This window comes from Mycobacterium sp. OAE908 (genome assembly GCF_017872775.1).
Taxonomy (GTDB): domain Bacteria; phylum Actinomycetota; class Actinomycetes; order Mycobacteriales; family Mycobacteriaceae; genus Mycobacterium.
Genome location: NZ_JAGGJL010000001.1, coordinates 156,990 through 179,795, shown reverse-complemented (window position 1 = coordinate 179,795; position 22,806 = coordinate 156,990). Strand labels below are relative to the sequence as shown.

Annotated in this window: 19 protein-coding genes; 10 read left to right on the top strand and 9 right to left on the bottom strand. The window is 66.0% G+C overall.

The window, feature by feature from the left end; all coding sequences use genetic code 11:
* Positions 1–50 precede the first annotated feature (50 nt).
* Genes J3E61_RS00785 through J3E61_RS00765 form a run of 5 tightly spaced genes read left to right on the top strand, consistent with a single transcriptional unit; the run spans position 51 to position 5,037 of the window.
* The gene (locus tag J3E61_RS00785) at positions 51–1,448 is read left to right on the top strand and encodes an ABC transporter substrate-binding protein (protein WP_210082253.1); all 1,398 of its coding nucleotides are present in this window, start codon (positions 51–53) and stop codon (positions 1,446–1,448) included.
* On the top strand, positions 1,445–2,371 hold the full coding sequence (locus tag J3E61_RS00780; protein WP_210082252.1) for a sugar ABC transporter permease: 927 nt from the start codon (positions 1,445–1,447) through the stop codon (positions 2,369–2,371). The genes J3E61_RS00785 and J3E61_RS00780 overlap by 4 nt, the downstream gene beginning before the upstream one ends.
* Positions 2,371–3,210, top strand: coding sequence for a carbohydrate ABC transporter permease (locus J3E61_RS00775; protein WP_210082251.1), 840 nt, complete (start codon positions 2,371–2,373; stop codon positions 3,208–3,210). The genes J3E61_RS00780 and J3E61_RS00775 overlap by 1 nt, the downstream gene beginning before the upstream one ends.
* Before the next feature lie 4 nt (positions 3,211–3,214).
* The gene (gene ugpC / locus J3E61_RS00770; RefSeq protein ID WP_192726648.1) at positions 3,215–4,447 is read left to right on the top strand and encodes a sn-glycerol-3-phosphate ABC transporter ATP-binding protein UgpC; all 1,233 of its coding nucleotides are present in this window, start codon (positions 3,215–3,217) and stop codon (positions 4,445–4,447) included.
* On the top strand, positions 4,444–5,037 hold the full coding sequence (locus J3E61_RS00765; RefSeq protein WP_192726647.1) for a suppressor of fused domain protein: 594 nt from the start codon (positions 4,444–4,446) through the stop codon (positions 5,035–5,037). The genes ugpC and J3E61_RS00765 overlap by 4 nt, the downstream gene beginning before the upstream one ends.
* On the opposite strand, the gene corA is transcribed toward J3E61_RS00765, so the two are convergent.
* A complete protein-coding gene (gene corA / locus J3E61_RS00760) occupies positions 5,034–6,137 on the bottom strand; it encodes a magnesium/cobalt transporter CorA (protein WP_192726646.1) in 1,104 nt (367 codons plus the stop codon). The genes J3E61_RS00765 and corA overlap by 4 nt on opposite strands.
* A gap of 158 nt (positions 6,138–6,295) precedes the next feature.
* Between corA and J3E61_RS00755 the strand changes: the two genes are divergently transcribed.
* The 3 genes from J3E61_RS00755 (at position 6,296) to J3E61_RS00745 (ending at position 9,373) form a co-directional block, all read left to right on the top strand.
* On the top strand, positions 6,296–7,285 hold the full coding sequence (locus J3E61_RS00755) for a malate dehydrogenase (RefSeq protein WP_210082250.1): 990 nt from the start codon (positions 6,296–6,298) through the stop codon (positions 7,283–7,285).
* A gap of 67 nt (positions 7,286–7,352) precedes the next feature.
* Complete coding sequence (locus J3E61_RS00750) at positions 7,353–8,534, top strand: NADP-dependent malic enzyme (protein WP_210082249.1); 1,182 nt, start codon at positions 7,353–7,355, stop codon at positions 8,532–8,534.
* Positions 8,535–8,542: 8 nt separating this feature from the next.
* A complete protein-coding gene (locus J3E61_RS00745) occupies positions 8,543–9,373 on the top strand; it encodes a hypothetical protein (RefSeq protein WP_210082248.1) in 831 nt (276 codons plus the stop codon).
* An 89-nt stretch (positions 9,374–9,462) separates the two neighbouring features.
* On the opposite strand, the gene J3E61_RS00740 is transcribed toward J3E61_RS00745, so the two are convergent.
* The 7 genes from J3E61_RS00740 to J3E61_RS00710 all read right to left on the bottom strand — a co-directional run bounded on the left by J3E61_RS00740 (position 9,463) and on the right by J3E61_RS00710 (position 17,814).
* A complete protein-coding gene (locus J3E61_RS00740; RefSeq protein ID WP_210082247.1) occupies positions 9,463–9,828 on the bottom strand; it encodes a hypothetical protein in 366 nt (121 codons plus the stop codon).
* Positions 9,829–9,924: 96 nt separating this feature from the next.
* On the bottom strand, positions 9,925–10,755 hold the full coding sequence (locus tag J3E61_RS00735) for an SDR family NAD(P)-dependent oxidoreductase (protein ID WP_210082246.1): 831 nt from the start codon (positions 10,753–10,755) through the stop codon (positions 9,925–9,927).
* Positions 10,756–10,825: 70 nt separating this feature from the next.
* Positions 10,826–11,587 carry a class I SAM-dependent methyltransferase gene (locus tag J3E61_RS00730; protein ID WP_210082245.1) on the bottom strand — a complete coding sequence of 254 codons (762 nt, stop codon included), beginning with the start codon at positions 11,585–11,587 and terminating at the stop codon, positions 10,826–10,828.
* A gap of 127 nt (positions 11,588–11,714) precedes the next feature.
* Entirely contained in the window at positions 11,715–12,491 is a 777-nt protein-coding gene (locus J3E61_RS00725) for a cutinase family protein (protein ID WP_192726639.1), read from the bottom strand.
* A 243-nt stretch (positions 12,492–12,734) separates the two neighbouring features.
* Entirely contained in the window at positions 12,735–16,445 is a 3,711-nt protein-coding gene (locus J3E61_RS00720) for a multifunctional oxoglutarate decarboxylase/oxoglutarate dehydrogenase thiamine pyrophosphate-binding subunit/dihydrolipoyllysine-residue succinyltransferase subunit (RefSeq protein WP_210082244.1), read from the bottom strand.
* Between the two features lie 150 nt (positions 16,446–16,595).
* Positions 16,596–17,342, bottom strand: a complete 747-nt coding sequence (locus J3E61_RS00715; protein WP_210082243.1) for a hypothetical protein — start codon at positions 17,340–17,342, stop codon at positions 16,596–16,598.
* A 172-nt stretch (positions 17,343–17,514) separates the two neighbouring features.
* Positions 17,515–17,814, bottom strand: coding sequence for an LPXTG cell wall anchor domain-containing protein (locus J3E61_RS00710; protein ID WP_210082242.1), 300 nt, complete (start codon positions 17,812–17,814; stop codon positions 17,515–17,517).
* Between the two features lie 213 nt (positions 17,815–18,027).
* Here J3E61_RS00710 and J3E61_RS00705 point away from each other — a divergent pair, with 213 nt between their 5' ends.
* Together J3E61_RS00705 and J3E61_RS00700 are read left to right on the top strand one after the other, a co-directional pair.
* Positions 18,028–19,290, top strand: coding sequence for a multidrug effflux MFS transporter (locus J3E61_RS00705; RefSeq protein ID WP_210082241.1), 1,263 nt, complete (start codon positions 18,028–18,030; stop codon positions 19,288–19,290).
* A gap of 88 nt (positions 19,291–19,378) precedes the next feature.
* Positions 19,379–21,466 carry an MFS transporter gene (locus tag J3E61_RS00700; RefSeq protein ID WP_210082240.1) on the top strand — a complete coding sequence of 696 codons (2,088 nt, stop codon included), beginning with the start codon at positions 19,379–19,381 and terminating at the stop codon, positions 21,464–21,466.
* Here J3E61_RS00700 and J3E61_RS00695 read toward each other — a convergent pair.
* Positions 21,463–22,806 carry an FAD-binding oxidoreductase gene (locus J3E61_RS00695; protein ID WP_210085375.1) on the bottom strand — a complete coding sequence of 448 codons (1,344 nt, stop codon included), beginning with the start codon at positions 22,804–22,806 and terminating at the stop codon, positions 21,463–21,465. The genes J3E61_RS00700 and J3E61_RS00695 overlap by 4 nt on opposite strands.

The following is a 22,806-nucleotide window of genomic DNA, read 5'->3' as shown; positions in this document are numbered from 1 at the left end:
CGTCGGAGCCGCCCCGGCGGCGACATTTAGACGCAGGCGGGAGTTCAGTGGTGGGCCCACGGCGGCTAGGTGCTGCGGCATTGGCCGCGTTGACGACTGCGTCAGTGGTCTCCGCGTGCGGATCCGGCGGCGGGGGAATCGTCATCGACTACTACACCCCGGCTAACGAGATGGCCACGTTCACCGCAGTCGCCAAGCGGTGTAACGAGGAACTCGGCGGCCGCTTCAGAATCCAACAGGTCAGCTTGCCGAAGGGCGCCGACGATCAGCGCCTGCAGTTGGCTCGGCGCCTCAATGGAAACGACAAGACGCTCGACGTGATGGCGCTCGACGTGGTGTGGACCGCCGAGTTCGCCGAGGCTGGTTGGGCTTTGCCGCTTTCGGAAGACCCGGCAGGAAAGGCGGAATCGGACGCCAAGAGCAACACGCTGCCGGGTCCGCTGGAAACCGCCACTTGGCAGAACAAACTGTATGCCGCCCCGATTACGACCAACACCCAATTGCTTTGGTACCGGGCCGATTTGATGGACAAGCCGCCCGAGACCTGGGACGGCATGGTCGACGAGGCCACGCGCCTGCACGACGCAGGCAAGCCCAGCTGGATCGCGGTACAGGCCAAGCAGTACGAGGGTTTGGTCGTGTGGTTCAACACCTTGCTGGAAAGCGCTGGCGGTCAAGTGCTTTCCGACGACGGCAAGACCGTCACGCTGACCGATACCCCTGAGCACCGCGCCGCGACGGTCAAGGCGCTGCAGATCATGAAGGCCGTTGCCACCGCACCGGGTGCCGACCCGTCGATCACGCAGACCGACGAGGGCACCGCGCGACTCGCTCTCGAGCAGGGCAAAGCCGCGCTCGAGGTGAACTGGCCGTTCGTGTTGCCTTCGATGCTCGAGAACGCCGTCAAGGGCGGGGTGAGCTTCCTGCCGCTGGACAAGAAGCCCGATCTGGCGGGCAGCATCAACGACGCAGGCACGTTCTCGCCCACCGACGAGCAGTTCAAATCCGCCTATGACGCGAGCAAGGAAGTCTTCGGGTTCGCGAACTATCCGGGTGTGAAGGCGGGGGAGCCGGCCAAAGTGACGCTGGGCGGGCTGAACCTGGCGGTCGCCAAGACCACTCAGCACCGCGCGGAGGCCTTCGAGGCGATCCGGTGCCTGCGTAACGTCGAGAATCAGCGGTACACCTCCGTCGAGGGCGGCCTGCCTGCCGTGCGGACCTCGCTGTACGACGATCCGACGTTCCAGGCGAAGTACCCGCAGTACGCGATCATCAAAGAACAGTTGACCAACGCCGCCGTACGGCCCGCGACGCCCGTTTATCAAGCGGTGTCGACGCGCATCTCGGTCACGCTTGCGCCGATCACCAACATCGATCCCGACCGCACCGCCGACGAGCTCACGGTCCAGGTGCAAAAGGCCATCGACGGTAAGGGGCTGATCCCATGACCGCGGTTGCAGAGCCAGCCGCATCAACCACGCCAACCGGTGGCACCGACGACACGAAATCGGAGCGGCGCCTGGCGTATCTGTTGATCGCGCCCGCGGTGCTGTTGATGCTTGCGGTCACCGCCTACCCGATCGGTTACGCGGTGTGGCTGAGCCTGCAGCGCTACAACCTCGCGACACCGGACGACACGTCGTTCGTCGGCTTGCAGAACTACATCACCGTGCTGTCCGACCGGTATTGGTGGACGGCGTTTGTGGTGACGCTGGCGATCACGGTGGTATCGGTGGCCATCGAGTTCGTGCTCGGCATGGCGCTGGCGCTCGTCATGCATCGCACGATCTTCGGTAAGGGCGTGGTGCGCACCGCGATTCTGATCCCGTACGGGATCGTCACCGTCGCCGCTTCGTACAGCTGGTATTACGCGTGGACGCCGGGCACCGGCTATCTGGCCAACCTGCTGCCAGAAGGCAGCGCGCCGCTGACCGAACAGCTGCCGTCGCTTGCGATCGTGGTGCTGGCCGAGGTGTGGAAGACGACGCCGTTCATGGCGCTGTTGCTGCTCGCCGGATTGGCCCTGGTGCCACAGGATCTGCTGAACGCGGCCCAGGTCGACGGGGCGGGCGCGTGGAAGCGGTTGGTCAAAGTGATTCTGCCGCTGATCAAACCGGCGATTCTGGTGGCGCTGCTGTTCCGCACGCTGGATGCGTTCCGGATCTTCGACAACATCTATGTGCTGACCGGCGGCGCAAACCAGACGGGCTCGGTGTCGATCCTTGGCTACGACAACCTATTCAAGGCGTTCAACCTCGGACTGGGCTCGGCGATCAGCGTGTTGATCTTCCTGTCGGTGGCGATCATCGCGTTCATCTACATCAAGCTCTTCGGTGCTTCGGCGCCCGGGTCCGATGAGGAGAGGCGCTGATGACGCGCGAAAAGGTCGGCGCGGGACGGGCAACGGGTTGGACCGTCGTCAACATTCTCGTCGTCTTGTACGCGCTGTTTCCGGTGCTGTGGATCCTGAGCCTGTCATTGAAGCCGACGTCGAGCGTCAAGGACGGCAAGCTGATCCCCTCGCAGATCACCTTCGACAACTACAAGGGGATTTTCCACGGCGACATCTTCACCTCGGCACTGATCAATTCGATCGGCATCGGGTTGATCACCACCGTGATTGCGGTGGTGTTCGGCGGCATGGCGGCCTATGCCGTTGCGCGACTGGCGTTTCCGGGCAAGCGGCTGCTGATCGGCGTTGCGCTGCTGATCGCGATGTTCCCGCAGATCTCGCTGGTGACGCCGATCTTCAACATGTGGCGCACCATCGGGCTGTTCAACACCTGGCCGGGCCTGATCATCCCCTACATCACGTTCGCGCTGCCGCTGGCGATCTACACGCTGTCGGCCTTCTTCCGGGAGATCCCTTGGGATTTGGAGAAGGCGGCGAAGATGGACGGCGCCACACCGGCCCAGGCGTTCCGCAGGGTGATCGCCCCGCTGGCCGCGCCGGGCATCGTCACCGCCGCGATTCTGGTGTTCATCTTCGCGTGGAACGACCTGCTGCTGGCGTTGTCGTTGACGGCCACTCAGCGTGCCATCACGGCTCCGGTGGCGATCGCCAACTTCACCGGCAGTTCGCAATTCGAGGAACCGACGGGCTCCATCGCAGCGGGCGCGATGGTCATCACCATCCCGATCATTGTCTTTGTTCTAATCTTCCAACGACGGATCGTCGCCGGCCTGACGTCCGGTGCGGTGAAGGGATAGTTGCATGGCCGAAATCGTGTTGGACAGGGTGACCAAGAGTTACCCGAACGGCGCTACGGCCGTGAAGGATCTGTCGCTGACGATCGCCGACGGCGAGTTCATCATTCTGGTCGGACCGTCGGGCTGCGGAAAGTCAACGACGCTGAACATGATCGCCGGCCTCGAGGAGATCTCGTCAGGCGAGTTGCGTATCGGCGGAGAGCGGGTGAATGAGAAGGCACCCAAGGACCGCGACATCGCAATGGTGTTCCAGTCGTACGCGCTGTACCCGCACATGACCGTCCGGCAGAACATTGCGTTTCCGCTGACGTTGGCCAAGGTGAAGAAGGACGAGATCGCGCAGAAGGTCGAGGACACCGCGAAAATCCTTGGCCTGACCGAGCTTTTGGATCGCAAACCGGGACAGCTCTCGGGTGGTCAGCGGCAGCGAGTAGCCATGGGCCGTGCGATCGTGCGTGATCCCAAGGCCTTCCTGATGGACGAGCCGCTGTCCAACCTCGACGCCAAGTTGCGCGTCCAGATGCGATCGGAGATCGCGCGGCTGCAGACCCGGTTGCGCACCACGACCGTCTACGTCACCCACGATCAGACCGAGGCGATGACGCTGGGCGACCGGGTGGTGGTACTGCTGGGCGGCGTGGCCCAGCAGATCGGCACACCCGACGAGCTGTACAGCAGGCCGGCCAACCTGTTCGTCGCCGGGTTCATCGGGTCTCCCGCGATGAACTTCTTCCCCGCCACGCTGACCGACGTCGGCGTGCGCCTGCCGATGGGCGAGATCACGTTGACCCAAGAGGTCCACGACATGCTCGACAAGCACCCGAAACCCAACAACGTGATCGTCGGGATCCGGCCCGAACACCTCGAGGACGCCAGCCTGATCGACACCTATCAGCGGATCAGGGCGCTGGTCTTCGAGGTGAAGGTCGACGTGGTGGAATCGCTCGGCGCCGAGAAGTACGTGCACTTCAACTTGGAGGGGGCGAGCGCGCAGTCGGCCCAGCTGGCCGCGGCAGCCGAATCCGAAGGCGGTGAAAACGAGTTCGTCGCACGGGTTTCCACCGAGTCGAAGGTGACGCCTGGCCAGACCATGGAGCTGGCGTTCGACACCACCAAGATCGCGATCTTCGACGCCGACTCCGGAGTGAATCTGACTATCGAGCCCGCCGGTTCGCAGGCCCAGCCTGAAGCGCCGACCTCCGAGCCGCTCAGCGACCCGCCGCCGCCTGCCGAGTGATCGACGTCCTGGCGAAGGTCCGCTCGCATCTTGGCGAGCACTTCACCCGGGCCGGGATCATCGCCGAACCCGACGAAGCCAGCGTGACGTTTCTCGGCACTGAGCGCATTGACCTGTTGCGGTTCGGTCCCGACAGCGATGGCGTCAGTCACTATGTGTCGCTTGGATGTTCGCGCAACCCGATGTTCGACCCGACGGAGATGGTGACAGACGCGCTGCACGGTCCGCGGGCCGAGGTCGTTGTCGCATTGCGGGGCCCGTCACCCGCGGGCCTTACGCGCTCGGTGGCCATCGTGGCTGCCGCGCCCGCCGTCGAAGGCCTGGTTCTCGAGCCCGACGCGCTGATCGACCTCGAGACCCCGCTGTGGGAGTCGGCGCCTTTCACAGCATTCCTGTTGGACCGCAGCGACATTGACGACGTCCCGCTGACCGATCCGCTGCCGCCGGTCAAGCTGCTGTCTGCCACACCGATCACGGCCACCGAGGCCGCCTGGGTGCGGCTCAAGGGCGCCGACGCGATGCGAGAGGCGTGGGTGCAGGACGGCGTCGACGTGCTGGACCCGTCGCGCCCTGCGGCACAGCCGAATTAGAGCCAGTGGTTGCGGCGGAAGGTCCGGTACAGCAGTGAGCAGACGACCACCATGGTGAGAAGCACGGTCGGATAGCCCCAGACCCAGTGCAATTCGGGCATGTGGTCGAAGTTCATCCCGTAGATGCCTGCCAGCGCTGTCGGAATCGCCGCGATGGCCACCCACGCCGAGATCTTGCGCATGTCGACGTTCTGCTGCATCGCGACCTTGCCAAGCGCGGCCTGCACCAGCGAACTCAACATGTCGTCGTAGCTGGCGATCCGGTCGGAGGCCTGGATGTTGTGGTCGAGGACGTCGCGCAGGTAGCGGCGGACCTCGATCGAGATCAGGTCGTTGTGGTCGGTGCCCATGCGCTGCAGGGCGAGCGTCAACGGCGAGACAGCCCTGCGCAATTCGACCACCTCGCGCTTGAGCAGATAGATGCACTCGATGTTGGTCTGCTTTCCCGGCGAGAAGATGTCCTCTTCCATCGCATCGATGTCGGTTTCGATCGAATCGGTGATGTCGAGGTATTTGTCGACGACGTGGTCGGCGATCGCGTGCATGATCGCGTACGGCCCCAGCTTGAGAATCGCGGGTGAGGCGTCGAGCCGCCTTCGCACATCGGCCAGCCCACCGTGGTCGCCGTGGCGGACGGTGACCACGAAGTCGGGTCCGACGAAGATCATGATCTCGCCGGTCTCGACGATCTCGCGGGCGTTGATCATCGATTCGTGCTCGACGTACTTCACGGTCTTGAGCACCAGGAACAGCGTCTTGTCGTAGCGCTCCAACTTGGGCCGCTGGTGGGCGTGCACCGCGTCCTCGACGGCCAGCTCGTGCAGGCAGAACACGTCGGCGACGGCCTGCATCTGGTGTTCGTCGGGTTCGTGCAGGCCGATCCAGACGAACGCGTCCTTGCCTTCGCGTTCGAGCTCATGGACTTTGTTCAGCGCGGCGGCGTGGGTGTACTTGCCCGGCGCGCGCTGACCGTCGACATAGATGCCGCAGTCGACCATGGCCCGCGCCACCGGCACATGAATCGACTTCACATCCGGGTGGGTGTGCTTGGGTCGTGCCACCGGCCGTAGAGAGGGCGGTAGTCCGCGGAACGACGGCATCTCAAACTCCCCTCGTCGCGCAGGTCTGACCAGCGGATCAATGCTACGCGTCGCGATACACCCAGACACCAGCTGCGCAAGCCCGTGCGCTAGTTTCGTCCCGGACAGACCCTCGCCCGCGGTGCGGGCAATCGGACTTCGCCTAAGGAGCATCTGACGTGAGCACAACTCCCCTCAAGGTCGCCGTCACCGGTGCCGCAGGCCAGATCGGCTACAGCCTGTTGTTCCGCCTGGCCAGCGGATCGCTGCTCGGCCCCGACCGGCCGATCGAACTGCGGCTGCTGGAGATCGAGCCGGCGCTCAAGGCGCTCGAGGGTGTCGTGATGGAACTCGACGACTGCGCGTTCCCGCTGCTCGCGGGTGTGGAGATCGGCTCGGACGCCAACAAGATCTTCGACGGCACGAACCTGGCCCTGCTGGTCGGCGCCCGGCCGCGTGGCCCGGGCATGGAGCGCGGTGACCTGCTGGAGGCCAACGGCGCGATCTTCACTGCCCAGGGCAAGGCGCTCAACGAGGTCGCCGCCGAGGACATCCGGATCGGTGTCACCGGCAACCCGGCCAACACCAACGCGCTGATCGCGATGAGCAACGCGCCCGACATCCCCAAGGAGCGGTTCTCCGCGCTGACTCGCCTCGACCACAACCGGGCGATCTCGCAGCTGGCCAAGAAGACCGGGGCGGCCGTCACCGACATCAAGAAGGTGACGATCTGGGGCAACCACTCGGCCACCCAGTACCCCGACATCTTCCACGCGGAGGTCAGCGGCAAGAACGCCGCCGAGGTCGTCAACGACCAGGCCTGGATCGAGAACGACTTCATTCCGACCGTCGCCAAGCGCGGCGCGGCGATCATCGACGCCCGCGGCGCCTCCTCTGCCGCATCGGCTGCGTCGGCAACCACCGACGCCGCCCGTGACTGGCTGCTGGGCAGCGCCGAGGGCGACTGGGTGTCGATGGCGGTGCTCTCCGACGGCAGCTACGGCGTGCCCGAGGGACTGATCTCGTCGTTCCCGGTCACGACGAAGGACGGCAACTGGTCGATCGTCCAGGGCCTGGAGATCGACGAGTTCTCCCGTGCCCGCATCGACAAGTCGACCGCGGAACTCGACGACGAACGCAAGGCGGTCACCGAGCTCGGGCTGATTTGAGCCGAATATTCGCAAAATTCACAACCCCGTCGGCGGCCTCGTTAATTCGGGCAAGTAGCCTGACGCGGTGACTGAAACGGTGCCGCACGAAGTCCAAACCCCGCAGGTTGTCGTCACCGATGAGGAGATCTTCGAGGCTCACGTAGGCGGCAAGCTGTCGGCCGAGCTGAAGGCGCCGCTGGACACGCAGCGCGCCCTGTCGATCGCCTACACGCCCGGTGTGGCGCAGGTCAGCCGGGCGATCGCCGCCGACCGCACGCTGGCCGCCCGCTACACGTGGGCCAACAGGCTGGTGGCCGTGGTCAGCGACGGCACCGCGGTGCTCGGCCTCGGCGACATCGGGCCCGCGGCCGCGCTGCCGGTGATGGAAGGCAAGTGCGCGCTGTTCAAGGCGTTCGGCGAACTGGACTCGATCCCGATCGTGTTGGACACCAAGGATCCCGACGAGATCGTTGAAACCCTGGTGCGGCTGCGGCCGACGTTCGGGGCGGTCAATCTCGAGGACATCTCGGCGCCACGCTGCTTCGAGATCGAGCGTCGCCTGATCGAGGCGCTCGACTGCCCGGTGATGCACGACGACCAGCACGGCACCGCGATCGTCGTGCTCGCGGCGCTGATGGGCGCCACGAAGGTGCTGGACCGGGACATGGCTTCGCTTCGCGTGGTGATCTCCGGCGTCGGCGCCGCGGGCGTCGCATGCGCGAATATCCTTCTGGCAGCAGGTGTTTCGGATATCACCGTGGTCGACACCCGCGGCATCCTGCATTCCGGCCGTGACGGCTTGACTCCGGTGAAGGCCGAGTTGGCGGGGCGCACCAACCCCGACGGCCTGACCGGCGGCATGGCCGACGCGCTCAAGGGTGCCGACATGTTCCTCGGTGTCTCCGGCGGTGTGGTGCCAGAGGAGTTGGTCGCGACAATGGCCCCCGATGGCATCGTGATGGCGCTGTCGAATCCCGACCCGGAGATCCATCCCGATGTGGCCGCGAAGTACGCCTCGGTGGTGGCGACCGGGCGCAGTGACTTCCCGAACCAGATCAACAATGTGCTGGCGTTCCCTGGCATCTTCCGCGGTGCGCTGGATGCGGGCGCCCGGCGGATCACCGAGCGGATGAAAGTGGCTGCCGCAGAAGCGATCTTCGCGGTCGCCTGCGACGACCTCGCCGCGGACCGGATCGTGCCAAGCCCGCTCGATCCTCGGGTCGCTCCGGAGGTCGCAGCGGCGGTGGCCGCGGCCGCTGAGCTCTGACGGGCCCTATGCGCCGGTTCGCGGTCGCGCTCCTCGCGCTGATCCTCGTCGGATGTGGGGCGCCTGCCGGGCCGCCGTCGATCACAGTGGGCGCCAGGTCCGAGCCGGAATCGCAGTTGGTGGCGCACTTGTATGCCGCCGCGCTGCGGTTCTATGGCAGCCCGGCGCATGTGAAATCGGTGTCGGATCCGGTGGGGGAGTTGGATTCCGGCGACGTTCGGGTGACACCGGGCTTCACCGGCCAACTGCTGGCCAGATTCGACCCCGACGCCACCGCGCGAGCAGACGCGCAGGTGTACCGCGCGCTGCTGTCTGCGTTGCCGGAAGGTGTTGCGGCGGGCGACTATACAACCTCGGCTGAGGACAAGCCCGCAGTAGCGGTTACCGAGCAGACGGCAGGCGCGTGGGGTGGACGCGACGTCACCGCGGCGGTCAGCAATTGCGCCAAGATCGTCGCCGGCGCCTTGCCTGGCACGGCCACACCGGCGAAGGTCGGCCCGTGCTCGTTGCCGCGGCCACGCGAATTCAAGGACAGCACAACCCTTTTCGCCGCACTGAAAGCCGGGCAGATCAACGCGGCGTGGACGACGACCGCCACGCCGAACATCCCGGCCGAGTTGGTCGTGCTGTCCGACAAGACCGCACTGATCCGCGCCGAGAACCTGGTCCCGCTGTACCGCCGCAACGAGTTGAACGAGCAGCAGGTGCTTGCGCTCAACGAGGTGGCAGGCGTGCTCGACAGCGGCTCACTTGTCGACATGCGCAGGCAGGTCGCCGAGGGTAAGGAACCCGGGCAGGTGGCCGACGCATGGCTCGACGCGCACCCACTCGGCCGCTGACTACGCCGAGCGTGCGTGTCTGCACGTCGACACGCCGCAATCTGCGTACATTCCAAGCACTCTCGCGGCCGTAGAGCGCGACGATCGCGCTACTTGTCGGCGCCCTTACCGACGTGCGAAATCGCTCTGGTGGCCCGCGAATTGTTGGTGATGACGTCCGGCGGCGGGGTGGTCTGCTGCGGCGTGCCGGCTTCGGCCGCTGTCACCTTGGCGCACGCGACGTCATACTGCGACGGCGCCCCAGCATTTTCATATGCCTGATTGCCTTTGCCGCCATTGGTGCTGTTGACGCCGGGTTCGTTGAACACCGAACCGGGCGACGTCGCCGCATTACCCGGAGTGCTGGTGGCTCCCGGTGCGCCGCATTCGGCGTTGGGGGGACCGGCGTGTGCAGGTGCCGCGCCCATGACAGCGGCGGCGACCATGCAGCTTGCGCATATCAGTTTGTGCTTCATGTCTGCGTTCCTCTCGGGTTGTCAGATCCGGGTGCGTGCTGGCACGCCCCGTGGTTGACCCCCTCACATCACTCACGATCGCGAGGAACGGGTGGTTCAGTGCGCTTCGGGCACCATCCGCGACATCACCGTCGAGAACAGCCGCTGATAACCCGAGCCGGTGACGCGGACGATCAGGTCGAGCGCCGTGGCATCGGGGCCGACGAGCACGCGGGCTTTGTTCTTACGGACGCCGTCGAGGATGATCCGCGCTGCCTTCTCGGGAGTGGTGTTGGCGAGCTTCTTGTCGAAGGTGTTGGTCAGCTTTTCCTTATCGACGCCGTCGACGGCGGTCATGTTGCGCACGATGTTGGTCTTGATGCCGCCGGGGTGCACGGTCGTCACCTTCACCGGATGCCCGGCCAACGCCATCTCCTGGCGCAGTGCCTCGGTGAAGCCGCGGACGGCGAACTTCGCCGCGTTGTAGGCGGCCTGTCCGGGCACCGCGAACAACCCGAAGATGCTGGAGACGTTGATGACGTGGCCGTCGCCGGACTCGATCAGGTGCGGCAGGAATACCTTGGTGCCGTTGACGACGCCCCAGAAGTCGACGTCCATCACCTTCTCGATGTCCTTGAATTCGGTGACCTCGATGTCGCCTGCGAACGCGATGCCCGCGTTGTTGTAGATCTGGTTGACCTTGCCGAAGTGCTCCTTGACCGCGTCGGCGTACAACTCGAATGCCCCGCGCTCGGTGACGTCGAGCCGGTCGGCCTTCACCGCCGCGCCAATGGCCTTCAGTCGCTCTTCGGTCTCTGCCAGACCTTCGGTGTTGACGTCGCTGATCGCCAGGCTGGCGCCTGAACGCGCCAGCTCGACGGCCAGCGCCTGCCCAATACCCGACCCGGCGCCGGTCACCACCGCGACCTTTCCGGCGAAGCCCTGCATAACCAACTCCCTCGCGTCAGACGACTCGGGTCGAGGCTAGTCGGTACCGGCGGTCCCGCTTACAGCGGCCCTATGCCGGTTTCATCGCCGTGATGACGTGCGTGCCCATGCCCGGGCCCCACCACATCCGCCAGCCCAGATTGCGACGACGAACGTCGGTCCAGCCGAGTGCGCGCAGTTGGCTGGCGTAGTGGTTGGTGTAGAAGATGTCGACAAGCGCCAGCTTGCCGCGGGGACGCAACACCCGCGCCGCTTCACTGACGGCCTTCGCGCGCGCGTCTGCGTCCGGAATGTTGTGCACCACAAGGCTGCTGACGATGACGTCGAAGCTGTCGTCGTCGAACGGCAGGTCGGTGATGTCGGCGGTCCGCACCTCGACACGATCCGCGACGCCCTCGATCTCGGCGTTGCGCAGCGTATTCTGCTCGGCGTTGTGCGTCTGGTCGGCGCGCCAGATGTCGACGCCGATTGCCCGGCCGTTCGGTAGCAGCTTGGCCGCGGCGAGCAGCACCGCGCCACGTCCGCAGCCCATGTCGAGGAGGGTTTCGTCGCCGCGCAGGCGCAGGTCCTTCAGGATGTCGGCCCACGCCTCGAATTTGCCGACGCGGGTGGTGCGGATGAACAGCGCCGCGGTCGCGATGATGGACGCACCCGTGCCACCGGTCACCGCCGCCGCGAGCGGTTTACCCCGCCGCACACATCTGGCAGCCGACGCGAGCAGGGCGGCGCTGGTCGCCGCGGTGATGCCGGCGACTGCGGGTGCCGGTATGGCGCGGTAGTCCCCGTCGTACCCGTAGTCGGCCTCGTGCTGGCGAACGTCTACAGCAGTCATTCGTCCAAGGTAGATCGCCGCTACCGGCTATGGGGCGCTACGTCTTTCGCTGTCAACGGGCTGTGAATGAGCGACGGCCGGAAGCAGTCCTTCGGGACTGACTTCCGGCCGTCGGCGAGGGTTTGTCTCAGTTTCCGGGATCGGCCTCGCCGGCGGTTTGCACGACCGGCGCCACCGGTGCAGAGCCGCCGAGCTTGCCGGCCACGAAGTCGGCCGCCTGATCGGCCATGCCGTTTGACTTGTACGAGCTGTGTGCGGAGCGATCCAGGCCACCGGGAAAGCAGACCGGGTCGCCAGTGGCGCACAGCTGAATCGTCTTGCCGGCGTACAGGTCACCGATGGTTATCGGCGGTGCGTTGCGATCGGCCAGGCCAAGGAACCAGGGGTCCGGAGTGCCGAACAGGACCACAGCCGAGACGTGGGAGGCGACGGATGCGGGCATTGGTCCGGAGATGCCTGCCGGCAGTGTGTATCCAGCGGGCACAACACTGGATGTGGTGTAACCGGCGACAGCGGCGCCCTGCGAGTAACCGCCGAGCACGATCTTTGTCGATGGGCATTGTGCGGCGATCGACTGAATCTTGTTGACAGAGTCGGCAATTCCGGTGACGGCCTGCCCGAAATCCAGCGAAGCCGGATAGTCGACCCCGTACACCTCGACCGTCTTACCCGGCAACCGGGCTTGCAACGCGTCGACGAATGCTTGTCCGGTGGCACCGACGCCGGGCGCCTCGAAAGTGCCGCGGGCGAACACGACCTCGACGGCGGCGCACGCGTCGTCAGCGGCGTTGGCCGTTGTGGCGGGGCCTGCGAACAGCCCGGCGACGACAGCAACCAGCGTGAGTGCCGCGAAAGTGGCCGTTTGCGTCATCTTGGCGGAGCGAGCCAGTAGCGGTGTCGTCATGAGCGGTCCCGTCCTTCGGTCGGTCTGCCATCGCTTCTATGCAGAGGTGGCAACTGCCTGCTACAAGCGGGATCCGCTACCTGCGATTCCAGAAATGTCAAGTGATCTATCTCACGGGCGAAAAGCTCGTCGGCGGGGATGGTCGACGGTCCCCGCAGCGTTTGCTCGCCGACTAGGCGCTCAAAAATGCGTTCAGGGTCGTGAACCACCGAGGTCCACGACCCTGAACGCAAAAACGACCGGCTACTCGGCGAACGCCTCGTCGATGATCTCCTGCTGCTCGACGGCGTGCACCTTCGACGAGCCCGACGACGGCGCCGACATCGCGCGACGCGAAATCCGCTTGATGCCAGACAGCCTGTCCGAGCACACCTCAGGAAGCGTGAGCCCGAACGTCGGCCAGGCACCCTGGTTCGCAGGCTCCTCCTGCACCCAGAAGTACTGCTCGATGTTCGGATACCGGTCCAGCGTCTCGGACAGCCGCCGCCGGGGCAACGGAGCAAGCTGCTCGATACGGACGATCGCGACGTCGTCGCGGTTGTCCTTGTTCTTCCGCGCGACGAGCTCGTAGTAGATCTTGCCGCTGGTCAGCAGCATCCGCTTGACCTTGTTGCGGTCTCCGATGCCCTCGTCGTAGGTGGGCTCCTCGATGACCGACCGGAACTTGCCCTCGGTGAAGTCCTTGAGATCGCTGACCGCAGCCTTGTTGCGCAGCATGGACTTTGGCGTTGCCACGATCAGCGGCCGGTGAATTCCGTCCAGGCCGTGGCGGCGCAGCAGATGGAAGTAGTTCGCGGGTGTCGACGGCATCGCGATCGTCATCGAGCCCTCTGCCCACAGCAGCAGGAACCGCTCGATGCGCGCCGACGTGTGGTCAGGTCCCTGGCCCTCGTGGCCGTGCGGCAGCAGCAGCACCACGTCGGACAGCTGGCCCCATTTGGCCTCGCCGGACGAAATGAACTCGTCGATGATCGACTGCGCGCCGTTGACGAAGTCGCCGAACTGCGCCTCCCACAACACAAGTGCGTCGGGATTGCCGACCGAGTAGCCGTACTCGAAGCCGACCGCTGCGAACTCCGACAGCGCCGAGTCGTAGACCATGAACTTGCCGCCGGTCGGCGTGCCGTCGGTGTTGGTCGTCAGCAACTGCAGCGGGGTGAACTCCCGACCGGTTTTGCGGTCGATGATCACCGAATGCCGTTGCGTGAACGTGCCACGACGGGTGTCCTGGCCGGACAGCCGAATCGTCTTGCCCTCGGCCAGGAATGAGCCGAGCGCAAGAAGCTCGGCGAACGCCCAGTCGACCTTGCCCTCGTACGCCATCTCCCTGCGCTTCTCCAGGACGGGCATGACGCGCGGATGCACGTTGAAATCGTCGGGGAACGCCAAGTGCGCGTCACCGATGCGGGCGAGCAGAGACTTGTCCACCGCGGTGGTCATGCCTGCGGGCACCATCTGATCGGACTCCACCGAGGAACTCGGCGCGATCGGATGCTTCTCGAGGTCGCGCACCTCGTTGAACACCCGCTCCAGCTGGCCCTGGTAGTCGCGCAGGGCGTCCTCGGCCTCTTTCATCGAGATGTCGCCACGGCCGATCAGCGCTTCGGTGTAGGTCTTGCGCGAGCCGCGCTTGGTGTCGATGACGTCGTACATGTACGGCTGTGTCATCGACGGGTCGTCGCCCTCGTTGTGCCCGCGGCGGCGGTAGCACAGCATGTCGATGACGACGTCCTTCTTGAACTTCTGGCGGAAGTCCACGGCAAGCCGCGCCACCCACACACACGCCTCGGGGTCGTCGCCGTTGACGTGGAAGATCGGCGCGCCGATCATTTTCGCGACGTCGGTGCAGTACTCCGAGGACCGCGAGTCGTTCGGCGATGTGGTGAAGCCGATCTGGTTGTTGACGATGATGTGGATCGTGCCGCCGGTGCGGTAACCGCGCAGCAGCGCCAGGTTCAGCGTCTCGGCCACCACGCCCTGGCCCGCGAATGCAGCGTCGCCGTGCAGCATCATCGGCACGACGGAGAAGCCGTCCGGCGCGTCGCCCTTGTCCAGCAGGTCCTGCTTCGCGCGAACCAGGCCCTCCAGCACGGGGTCGACGGCCTCCAGATGCGACGGGTTGGCGACCAGCGACACCTGAATGTCGTTGTCGCCGAACATCTGAATGTAATTGCCGGTTGCGCCAAGGTGGTACTTCACGTCGCCGGAACCGTGCGCCTGCGACGGGTTGAGGTTGCCCTCGAACTCGGAGAAGATCTGCGAGTAGGGCTTGCCGACGATGTTGGCCAGCACATTGAGCCTGCCGCGGTGTGGCATACCGATGACGACCTCGTCGAGCGCATGCTCGGCCGCCCTGTCGATGGCCGCATCCATCATCGGGATGACGGTCTCCGCGCCTTCGAGCGAGAATCGTTTCTGCCCAACGTATTTGGTCTGCAGGAACGTCTCGAACGCCTCTGCTGCGTTCAGCTTCGACAGTATGTACTTCTGCTGCGCGACGGTCGGCTTGTCGTGCTTGACCTCGATCCGCTCCTGCAGCCACTTCTGCTGCTCGGGCTCGAGAATGTGGGTGTACTCGACGCCAACATGCCGGCAATACGCGTCGCGCAACAGCCCGAGCACGTCGCGCAGCTTCTTGTATTCCTTGCCCGCGAATCCGTCGACCTTGAACTCGCGGTCCAGATCCCACAGCGTCAGGCCGTGCGTGGCCACGTCGAGGTCCGGGTGACTGCGGAACCGGCTCTTGTCCAGGCGCAGCGGGTCGATGTCGGCCATCAGGTGGCCGCGGTTGCGGTAGGCCGCGATCAACTCGATGACACGGGCGTTCTTGTCGACGATCGAGTCGGGGTTGTCCGTGCGCCAGCGCACCGGCTCATACGGGATGCCGAGCTCACGGAAGATATCGTCGAAAAAGTCGTCGGACAGCAGTAATTCGTGAATGGTCCGCAGGAAGTCGCCCGACTCCGCGCCCTGAATGATCCGGTGGTCGTAGGTCGATGTGAACGTGACCAGTTTGCCGACGCCGAGTTCGGCGATGCGTTCCTCGCTGGCGCCCTGGAACTCCGCCGGGTACTCCATCGCGCCGACGCCGATGATCGCGCCCTGGCCGCGCATCAGCCGCGGCACCGAGTGCACGGTGCCGATGGTGCCCGGGTTGGTCAGCGAGATCGTGACGCCGGAAAAGTCCTCGGCGGTCAGCTTGCCGTCGCGGGCACGCCGGACGATGTCCTCATAGCCTGCGATGAACTGGCCGAATTGCATTGTCTCGCAACCCTTTATGGCCGCGACGACGAGTTGCCGAGCACCGTCTTTGCCCTGCAGGTCGATCGCGAGGCCGAGGTTGACGTGCTCGGGGGTGACCGAATTCGGCTTGCCGTCCACCTCGGCGAAGTGGCGGTTCATGTTCGGGAACTTCTTGACCGCCTGCACCAAGGCGTAGCCGATCAGGTGCGTGAACGAGATCTTGCCGCCGCGGGTTCGCTTGAGGTGGTTGTTGATGACGATCCGGTTGTCGATCAGCAGCTTGGCCGGGATGGCCCGCACGCTCGTCGCGGTCGGCACCTCGAGCGATGCTGACATGTTCTTCACGACCGCGGCCGCGGCACCGCGCAGCACCTGCGATTCGGAGCCCTCGGCAGGCGTGATGGGCGGGGCTGCCGGTTTGGCCGCAGGCTTCGGCGGTTCCGGCGCCTTCGCGGGCGCGGCGGCGACGCCGTTGCCCGCGTCGGCCTTCGGGGCAGGCGCGGGGGCGGGCGCCGGTTCCGGCGGTGCGACGGGCGCTTGCGCGGGTTGCCCGTTGCCGATGGTGGGATGCGTCTCCGTGGTTGGTTCTGGCGAGTAGTCGACTAGGAATTCATGCCAACTCGGGTCTACCGACGAGGGATCCTCGCGAAATTTGCGATACATCTCCTCGACCAACCACTCGTTCTGTCCGAATGGTGATGGTGAGTTCACGGCAGCTACTCGCCTCGATTCCTTCGCCTCAGGCAAGCGGTTCAACGCTCGCCACCCATATTCCTGCGGACCACGAGGGTTACCCGTGATTCCGCCGCCTAAAGGCTAACGCTTGTGCCGTCGGCCAAACCACGCGAACGGCAGTTATCGTCATCGCTCGCTTGGGCCGGGCAGCACGTGCAGCGATGAAGGCCACCGCGCCGGCGGGTTGCCGAACGCCCTGCGTGCGTTGGCGACGATCTTCTTGCCCATCAGTCGGTTTCCGACGCCGCCGACGACCGCGCCAATGCCTACTGGCAGCAACTTGCCGAATGCGATCGCGCCGCGCTTGAGTGTGTAGCGCTTCACGAAATAGCGCAGTAGCCGCGAATTCAGTTGGGACACCGCCGGCAGTGGCAATGTCGCCGCGCCGTCGGCCACCCAGGCGCCGCTCGTGCGGCCGGGACCGAGTAGCTCGGCGACCGCATGCTTGCTCTCTTCGCCGACCAGCACCGCCAGCACCAGTGCACGCCTGCGGTCGCGGTGGTCGGCGGGGATGCCGTACACCTCGGCCAGCGCCAGCGCGTAGACCGCGGTGGCCTCCAAGAACACCACGGTCTCACCGGCCACGGCCGACAGCGCGGCCAGCGTGCCGATGCCGGGAAATGCCGCCGCGGAGCCCACCGCCGCCCCGCTGGCCATCACGGCCGCGAGGTAGTGCTTCTCCAGCTTCTTGACGATGTCGGCGGGCAGCGCATCCGGACTGCCCTGGCGCATCCGGTCCACATAGGCCTTGATCGCAGGGCCCTGAACGCGGCTCCCGCGCTCGATGATCTGCGACAACACCTTGGCGGCGGCGCCGGGATTCTCATCCGTTGTTGCCGGCAGCTGACTCTTCGCGTTCGACCGAGCACTCATGTGGCTCCCCTTTGTCGACCCGGTTCGACCTGTCCGAACCTTCAGGCTAACGCTTGCTCAACGAACGGTAACGGCGCCGAGTGCCGCAAGGCGGCCAGGCATTGTCACACGCCAGGAAGCGCCAGAACCCCCGCCGCCGCGACGTGCGCGGGGCGGGGGCTCTTCGGGGTATTTACACGCGCGGGCCCGCGGTGCCGCCAGGTGTCGTGCCGGTGCCGGTGCCAGTGCCGACGCGACGGTCGACGTCGTTGCGGCGCTTCAGCCCAAGCAGGCCGAGGAGGCCCAACAGCCCTGCAAGACCCCACAGCCCGGTGTCGTCGCTGTCATCGCTGTTCATGTCATCGGCCGCAAGCGTCGTCACAGTGACGGCGGGCGCGGTCGGCAGCTCAGGCGCCGGTGTGGCGTTCGCCACTCCTGCGCCGGCGACGGACACCGCACCGGCAGCGATGAGCGCAGCGAGAAGATTTCGCATGGTTGAACTCCTTGATGATTGGGAGCGAATGCTCCAGAGACGCGAGCCAGGTGCTGTAGCTCGCACAACGGCGGCAATGAGAGGGTCCCCCCTGCCGCGAGCACAGATACCCCGGCGGGATTCAGCCAAACCACATTGCTTTGCTCGCGCTTCGAAACCGCTCCCCGGGGGCCCCTGGGAACAATTTACTGAGAAGCGGCGCTAACCATTCCCATGGCAGCATCAATCGACATGGACGTGGCCCCGGTCGAAACGACGCCAAGCCGCGCCAAGATGATCACAGTCCTTGGCGCCCTCGTCGCGCTGGGCCCGCTGACCATCGACATGTACCTGCCTGCGCTGCCCAAGATCGCTGACGACCTTTCGGTGTCTTCATCGGTCGCCCAACTCACGCTCACCGGCACGCTCGCCGGACTGGCGCTGGGCCAGCTGATCGTCGGCCCGCTGTCCGACTCGCTGGGCCGCCGCAGGCCGATGATGGCCGGCATCGTGCTGCACATGCTGGCATCGGTGGTGTGCCTGTTCGCGCCCAACATCGCCGTGCTCGGGCTGGCGCGCGGGCTGCAGGGCATGGGTGCCGCGGCCGCGATGGTCGTCGCGATCGCCGTGGTCGGTGACCTGTACGCCGAATCCGTGGCCGCCACTGTGATGTCGCGGCTGATGCTCGTGCTGGGCGTCGCGCCGGTGATCGCCCCCTCCCTGGGCGCGGCGGTGCTGTTGACGGCCTCATGGCACTGGGTGTTCGCCGCGCTGGTCGTGTTGGCGGGTGGTCTGCTGCTGCTCGCGGCGCTGGCGCTGCCGGAAACTCTGCCCGCCTCACATCGTCGGCCTCTGAACGTACGCAGCATCGGCGACACCTACGTCGAACTGCTGCGCGACGCCCGTTTCGTCATCCTCGTGCTCGTGGCCGCGCTTGGCATGTCGGGGCTGTTCGCGTACATCGCGGGCGCGTCGTTCGTGCTGCAGGGCCACTACGGCCTCGGCCAGCAGGCCTTCGCGCTGGTGTTCGGTGCCGGAGCGGTCGCGCTGATCGGCGCCACGCAGTTCAACGTGGTGCTGCTGCGGCGGTTCGCCCCGCAGACGATCGTGCTGTGGGCGTTGTCGGCGGCCGTCACGGCCGGGGTTGTCTTCGTCGGCGTGTCCTCCGCACACATCGGCGGTCTCCCGGGGTTCGTGGTGCCGGTGTGGTTCATCCTCGCCGCGATGGGTCTGGTCATTCCGAACGCGCCGGCCGTCGCGTTGTCCCGGCATCCCGACGCGGCAGGCACGGCGGCGGCATTGCTGGGTGCCGCGCAGTTCGGGCTCGGTGCCGCGGTGGCACCGCTGGTCGGCGTGCTCGGCAACAACGAGATCGCGTTAGCCTTGGTGATGACGGCCGGCATGGTGATCGCATTGCTGGCCCTCTTGGCGGTCGGCGTGCCGGCCACCGAAACCAAGGACGACGTCACCGGCGACGCCGTCGCCGAACCAGCCTGACGTTCGTCGCTGGCCGACCCCGGACTTGTCCGGGGGATATCCAGGTCCGTACCGTCGGCTGAATCGTTGCTTTTGTGGTCGACCCGAGATGTTCCAAACGCTAACTAACCGGCAGGATGGCCGCGCTCGAGGGGGAGTGCGGCTACGAGTCGACGCCGGAAATCCCTGGAACGCCCTGTGGGCCATGCTCGTCGGCTTCTTCATGATTCTGGTCGACGCGACCATCGTCGCGGTCGCCAACCCGTCGATCATGGACAAGCTCGGCGCCAGCTACGACTCCGTCATCTGGGTGACCAGTGCCTACCTGCTGGCCTACGCCGTGCCGTTGCTGGTGGCCGGCCGCCTCGGCGACCGGTTCGGGCCGAAGAACCTCTACCTGCTGGGTCTGACGGTGTTCACCGCCGCGTCGCTGTGGTGCGGGCTGGCAGGCAGCATCGAAATGCTGGTCGCGGCCCGCGTGGTGCAGGGCATCGGCGCCGCGCTGCTCACCCCGCAGACGCTGTCGACCATCACCCGGATCTTCCCGGCCGAGCGCCGCGGCGTGGCGATGAGCGTGTGGGGCGCGACGGCGGGGGTAGCGACGCTGGTGGGCCCGCTGGCCGGCGGCGTACTGGTCGACCGGCTCGGCTGGCAGTGGATCTTCTTCGTCAACGTGCCCATCGGCGTCATCGGCCTGGCGCTGGCCGTGTGGCTGATCCCGGTGCTGCCGACGTCGACGCACAAATTCGATCTGCTCGGTGTGCTGCTGTCCGGCATCGGCATGTTCATGATCGTGTTCGCACTGCAGGAAGGCCAGTCGCATCACTGGGCGCCGTGGATCTGGGGCACCATCGCGGGCGGCATCGGGTTCATGGCCGCATTCTTGATCTGGCAGTACGTCAACACCAGCGAACCGCTGATCCCGCTGAGCATCTTCCGCGACCGCGATTTCTCGTTGTCCAACGTCGGGGTCGCCACCATCGGCTTCGTCGTCACGGCGACGTTCTTGCCGCTGATGTTCTATGCCCAAGCGGTGTGCGGACTTTCGCCGACGCGCTCAGCGTTGCTGACGGCGCCGATGGCGATCTCCACCGGAGTGCTTGCGCCGTTCGTCGGCAAGATCGTCGACCGCTCGCACCCACGGCCGGTGATCGGCTTCGGCTTCTCGGTGCTGGCGATCGCGATGACCTGGTTGTCCGTCGAGATGACGCCGAGCACGCCGATCTGGCGGCTGGTATTGCCGATCACCGCGATGGGCGTCGGTTCGGCATTCATCTGGGCTCCGCTGGCGGCCACCGCAACTCGCAACCTGCCTCCGAAACTGGCGGGAGCCGGTTCCGGCGTCTACAACACCACGCGGCAGGTTGGCTCGGTGTTGGGCAGCGCGGGGATGGCCGCGTTCATGACGTCGCGGATCAGTGCCGAGATGCCGCCCATGCCTGCGCAGGCGACGCAGGGCGAAGGTGGGGTGACGCAGCTGCCCGCCTGGCTGCACGATCCGTTCGCGGCAGCGATGTCGCAATCGATGTTGCTGCCCGCGTTCTTCGCGTTGTTCGGCGTCGTCGCAGCGATTTTCCTGCTCGGGTTCGGCACCGCTGATCTCGATGAGGACGAAGACGATCTGGACGACGACCACCACGCGGGCCTGGCGGTCGACTACGGCGGCGACGAGACGTTCGTCGATGACGACGAGTACCTCGAGTACGAAATCCGTTGGGACGACGATCCCGAACCGGTGATCCAAGCCGAGCCCGTCGTACCCGCTGACGACAGCGTCACCGCGCCGATGCCGACGCGTGTCGACCACCCACTGCCCGCCCCCGCCGACGCCTGGCACTCCGCCCCGGTCGAGTCGTGGCGGCATGTGCCGGCCGATGACGAGCCCCCCGAACCCGAATCGTGGCGCGGCATCTTCGACCAGCTCTTGGCTGACGACGTTCCGCCCGCCAAGCCCCAATCCGAACCGATCGGCTTCGCGCACAACGGCTTTCACGTCGACGAGGAGCGATTTCAGCCGCTGGTCCCGCCCGCTCCGCGGCCGCGTCCATCACGCCATGAGCGGTCATCGCGCCACTACCTGCCCGAGAGCCAACCGCAGAAGCGGCCGTTCTGGTTCGAGTCCAACGGCAGACACTCCCGCGACGATCCCGACGACGCGCCGCGCTACGGCAGGCACTCGACTCCTGGCCACGACTAGCCGAAAAGCACTGCGGGGTTGAGATATCCGGTCGGATCGAACGCGGCCTTGACTGCGCGCATCGCCGCGATATCGGCTTGCGTGCGTGACATCGACACATAGTCGCGCTTGCGGGTGCCGACGCCGTGTTCGGAGCTGACGTTGCCGCCGCTGCGGGCGATCAACTCCATCATCTCGGAATACATCGCCCGCTCCGCCTCGCCTGCCGGAAACCGCAGCACGTTGAGGTGCAGATTGCCCTCGCCGATGTGACCGAAGAGCACGGGGATCGCCTCGGCCGCATGTTTGGCGATCAAGCCGGCGGATGCCGTGGCAAAATCCGCGATCGCCGAGAGTGGAAGGGACACATCGAATTTCAGCGGCGGCCCGTACACGCCGAGCACCTCGGCCACCGATTCGCGGATCTGCCACAGCCTCTGCTGCGCGCCGACGTCGACACCGACGGCGGGCTCGTCGGACATCCGCGCATCGTCGAGGGCATCGGCCAGTTGCTCGGTTTGGTCTGTGTCGCCTGCCAATTCGATGAGCAGCTGCCATGCCCCGTCGACGGGCGCGGCAACCCCGACATGCTCGGCGGTCAATGCGCTGGCGCGGGCGTCGATCAACTCCAGTGCCGCGATGCCGTCCATGTCGCGGAACACGCGCCCGGTTTCGACCAGCGCGTCGAGATCGTCGAATCCACAGATCGCGGTGACCCGTTGCTTCGGAGTCGGGTGCAGCCGCAAGTCGAGCGAGGTGATGACGCCGAGAGTGCCCTCGGCGCCGACGAACAGCGACGCCAAGTCGTAGCCGGTGTTGTCGCTGCGCACCTGAGAATGCCGGTGCACCAGCGACCCATCGGGCAGCGCCACGTCCAGGCCGATGACCTGCTCGCCCATGTTGCCGTAGCGGACCGTGCGCAGTCCGCCGGCATTCGTCGACGCCATTCCGCCGACCGTCGCGGAATCGCGCGCGGCCAGATCGACCCCGAACACCAGACCGGCGGCGGACGCGGCGCGCTGCACCTCGGCCAGCGTCGCGCCCGCGCCCGCGCGAATGCGCCGCTCGACGACGTCGACGTCACCGACCTCGCGCAGCCGTTCGGTCGACAGCAGCACGTCGTCATGCTCGGGCACCGTGCCGGCAACCAACGACGTCCGTCCGCCCTGCACCGTGACATATGCGCCGGCGTCGCGGCAGGCCCGCAGTACCGCGGCGACCTCGTCGGCCGAACCCGGTCGCACCAGCGCGCCTGCCTTCCCGCGATAGCGCCCGGTGTGGTCGACGCTGCGGCCGTCCAGCACATCGGGATCGGTGATGACGTGCGCGGTGCCCACGATCCCGGCCAGCGTTTCGATCAG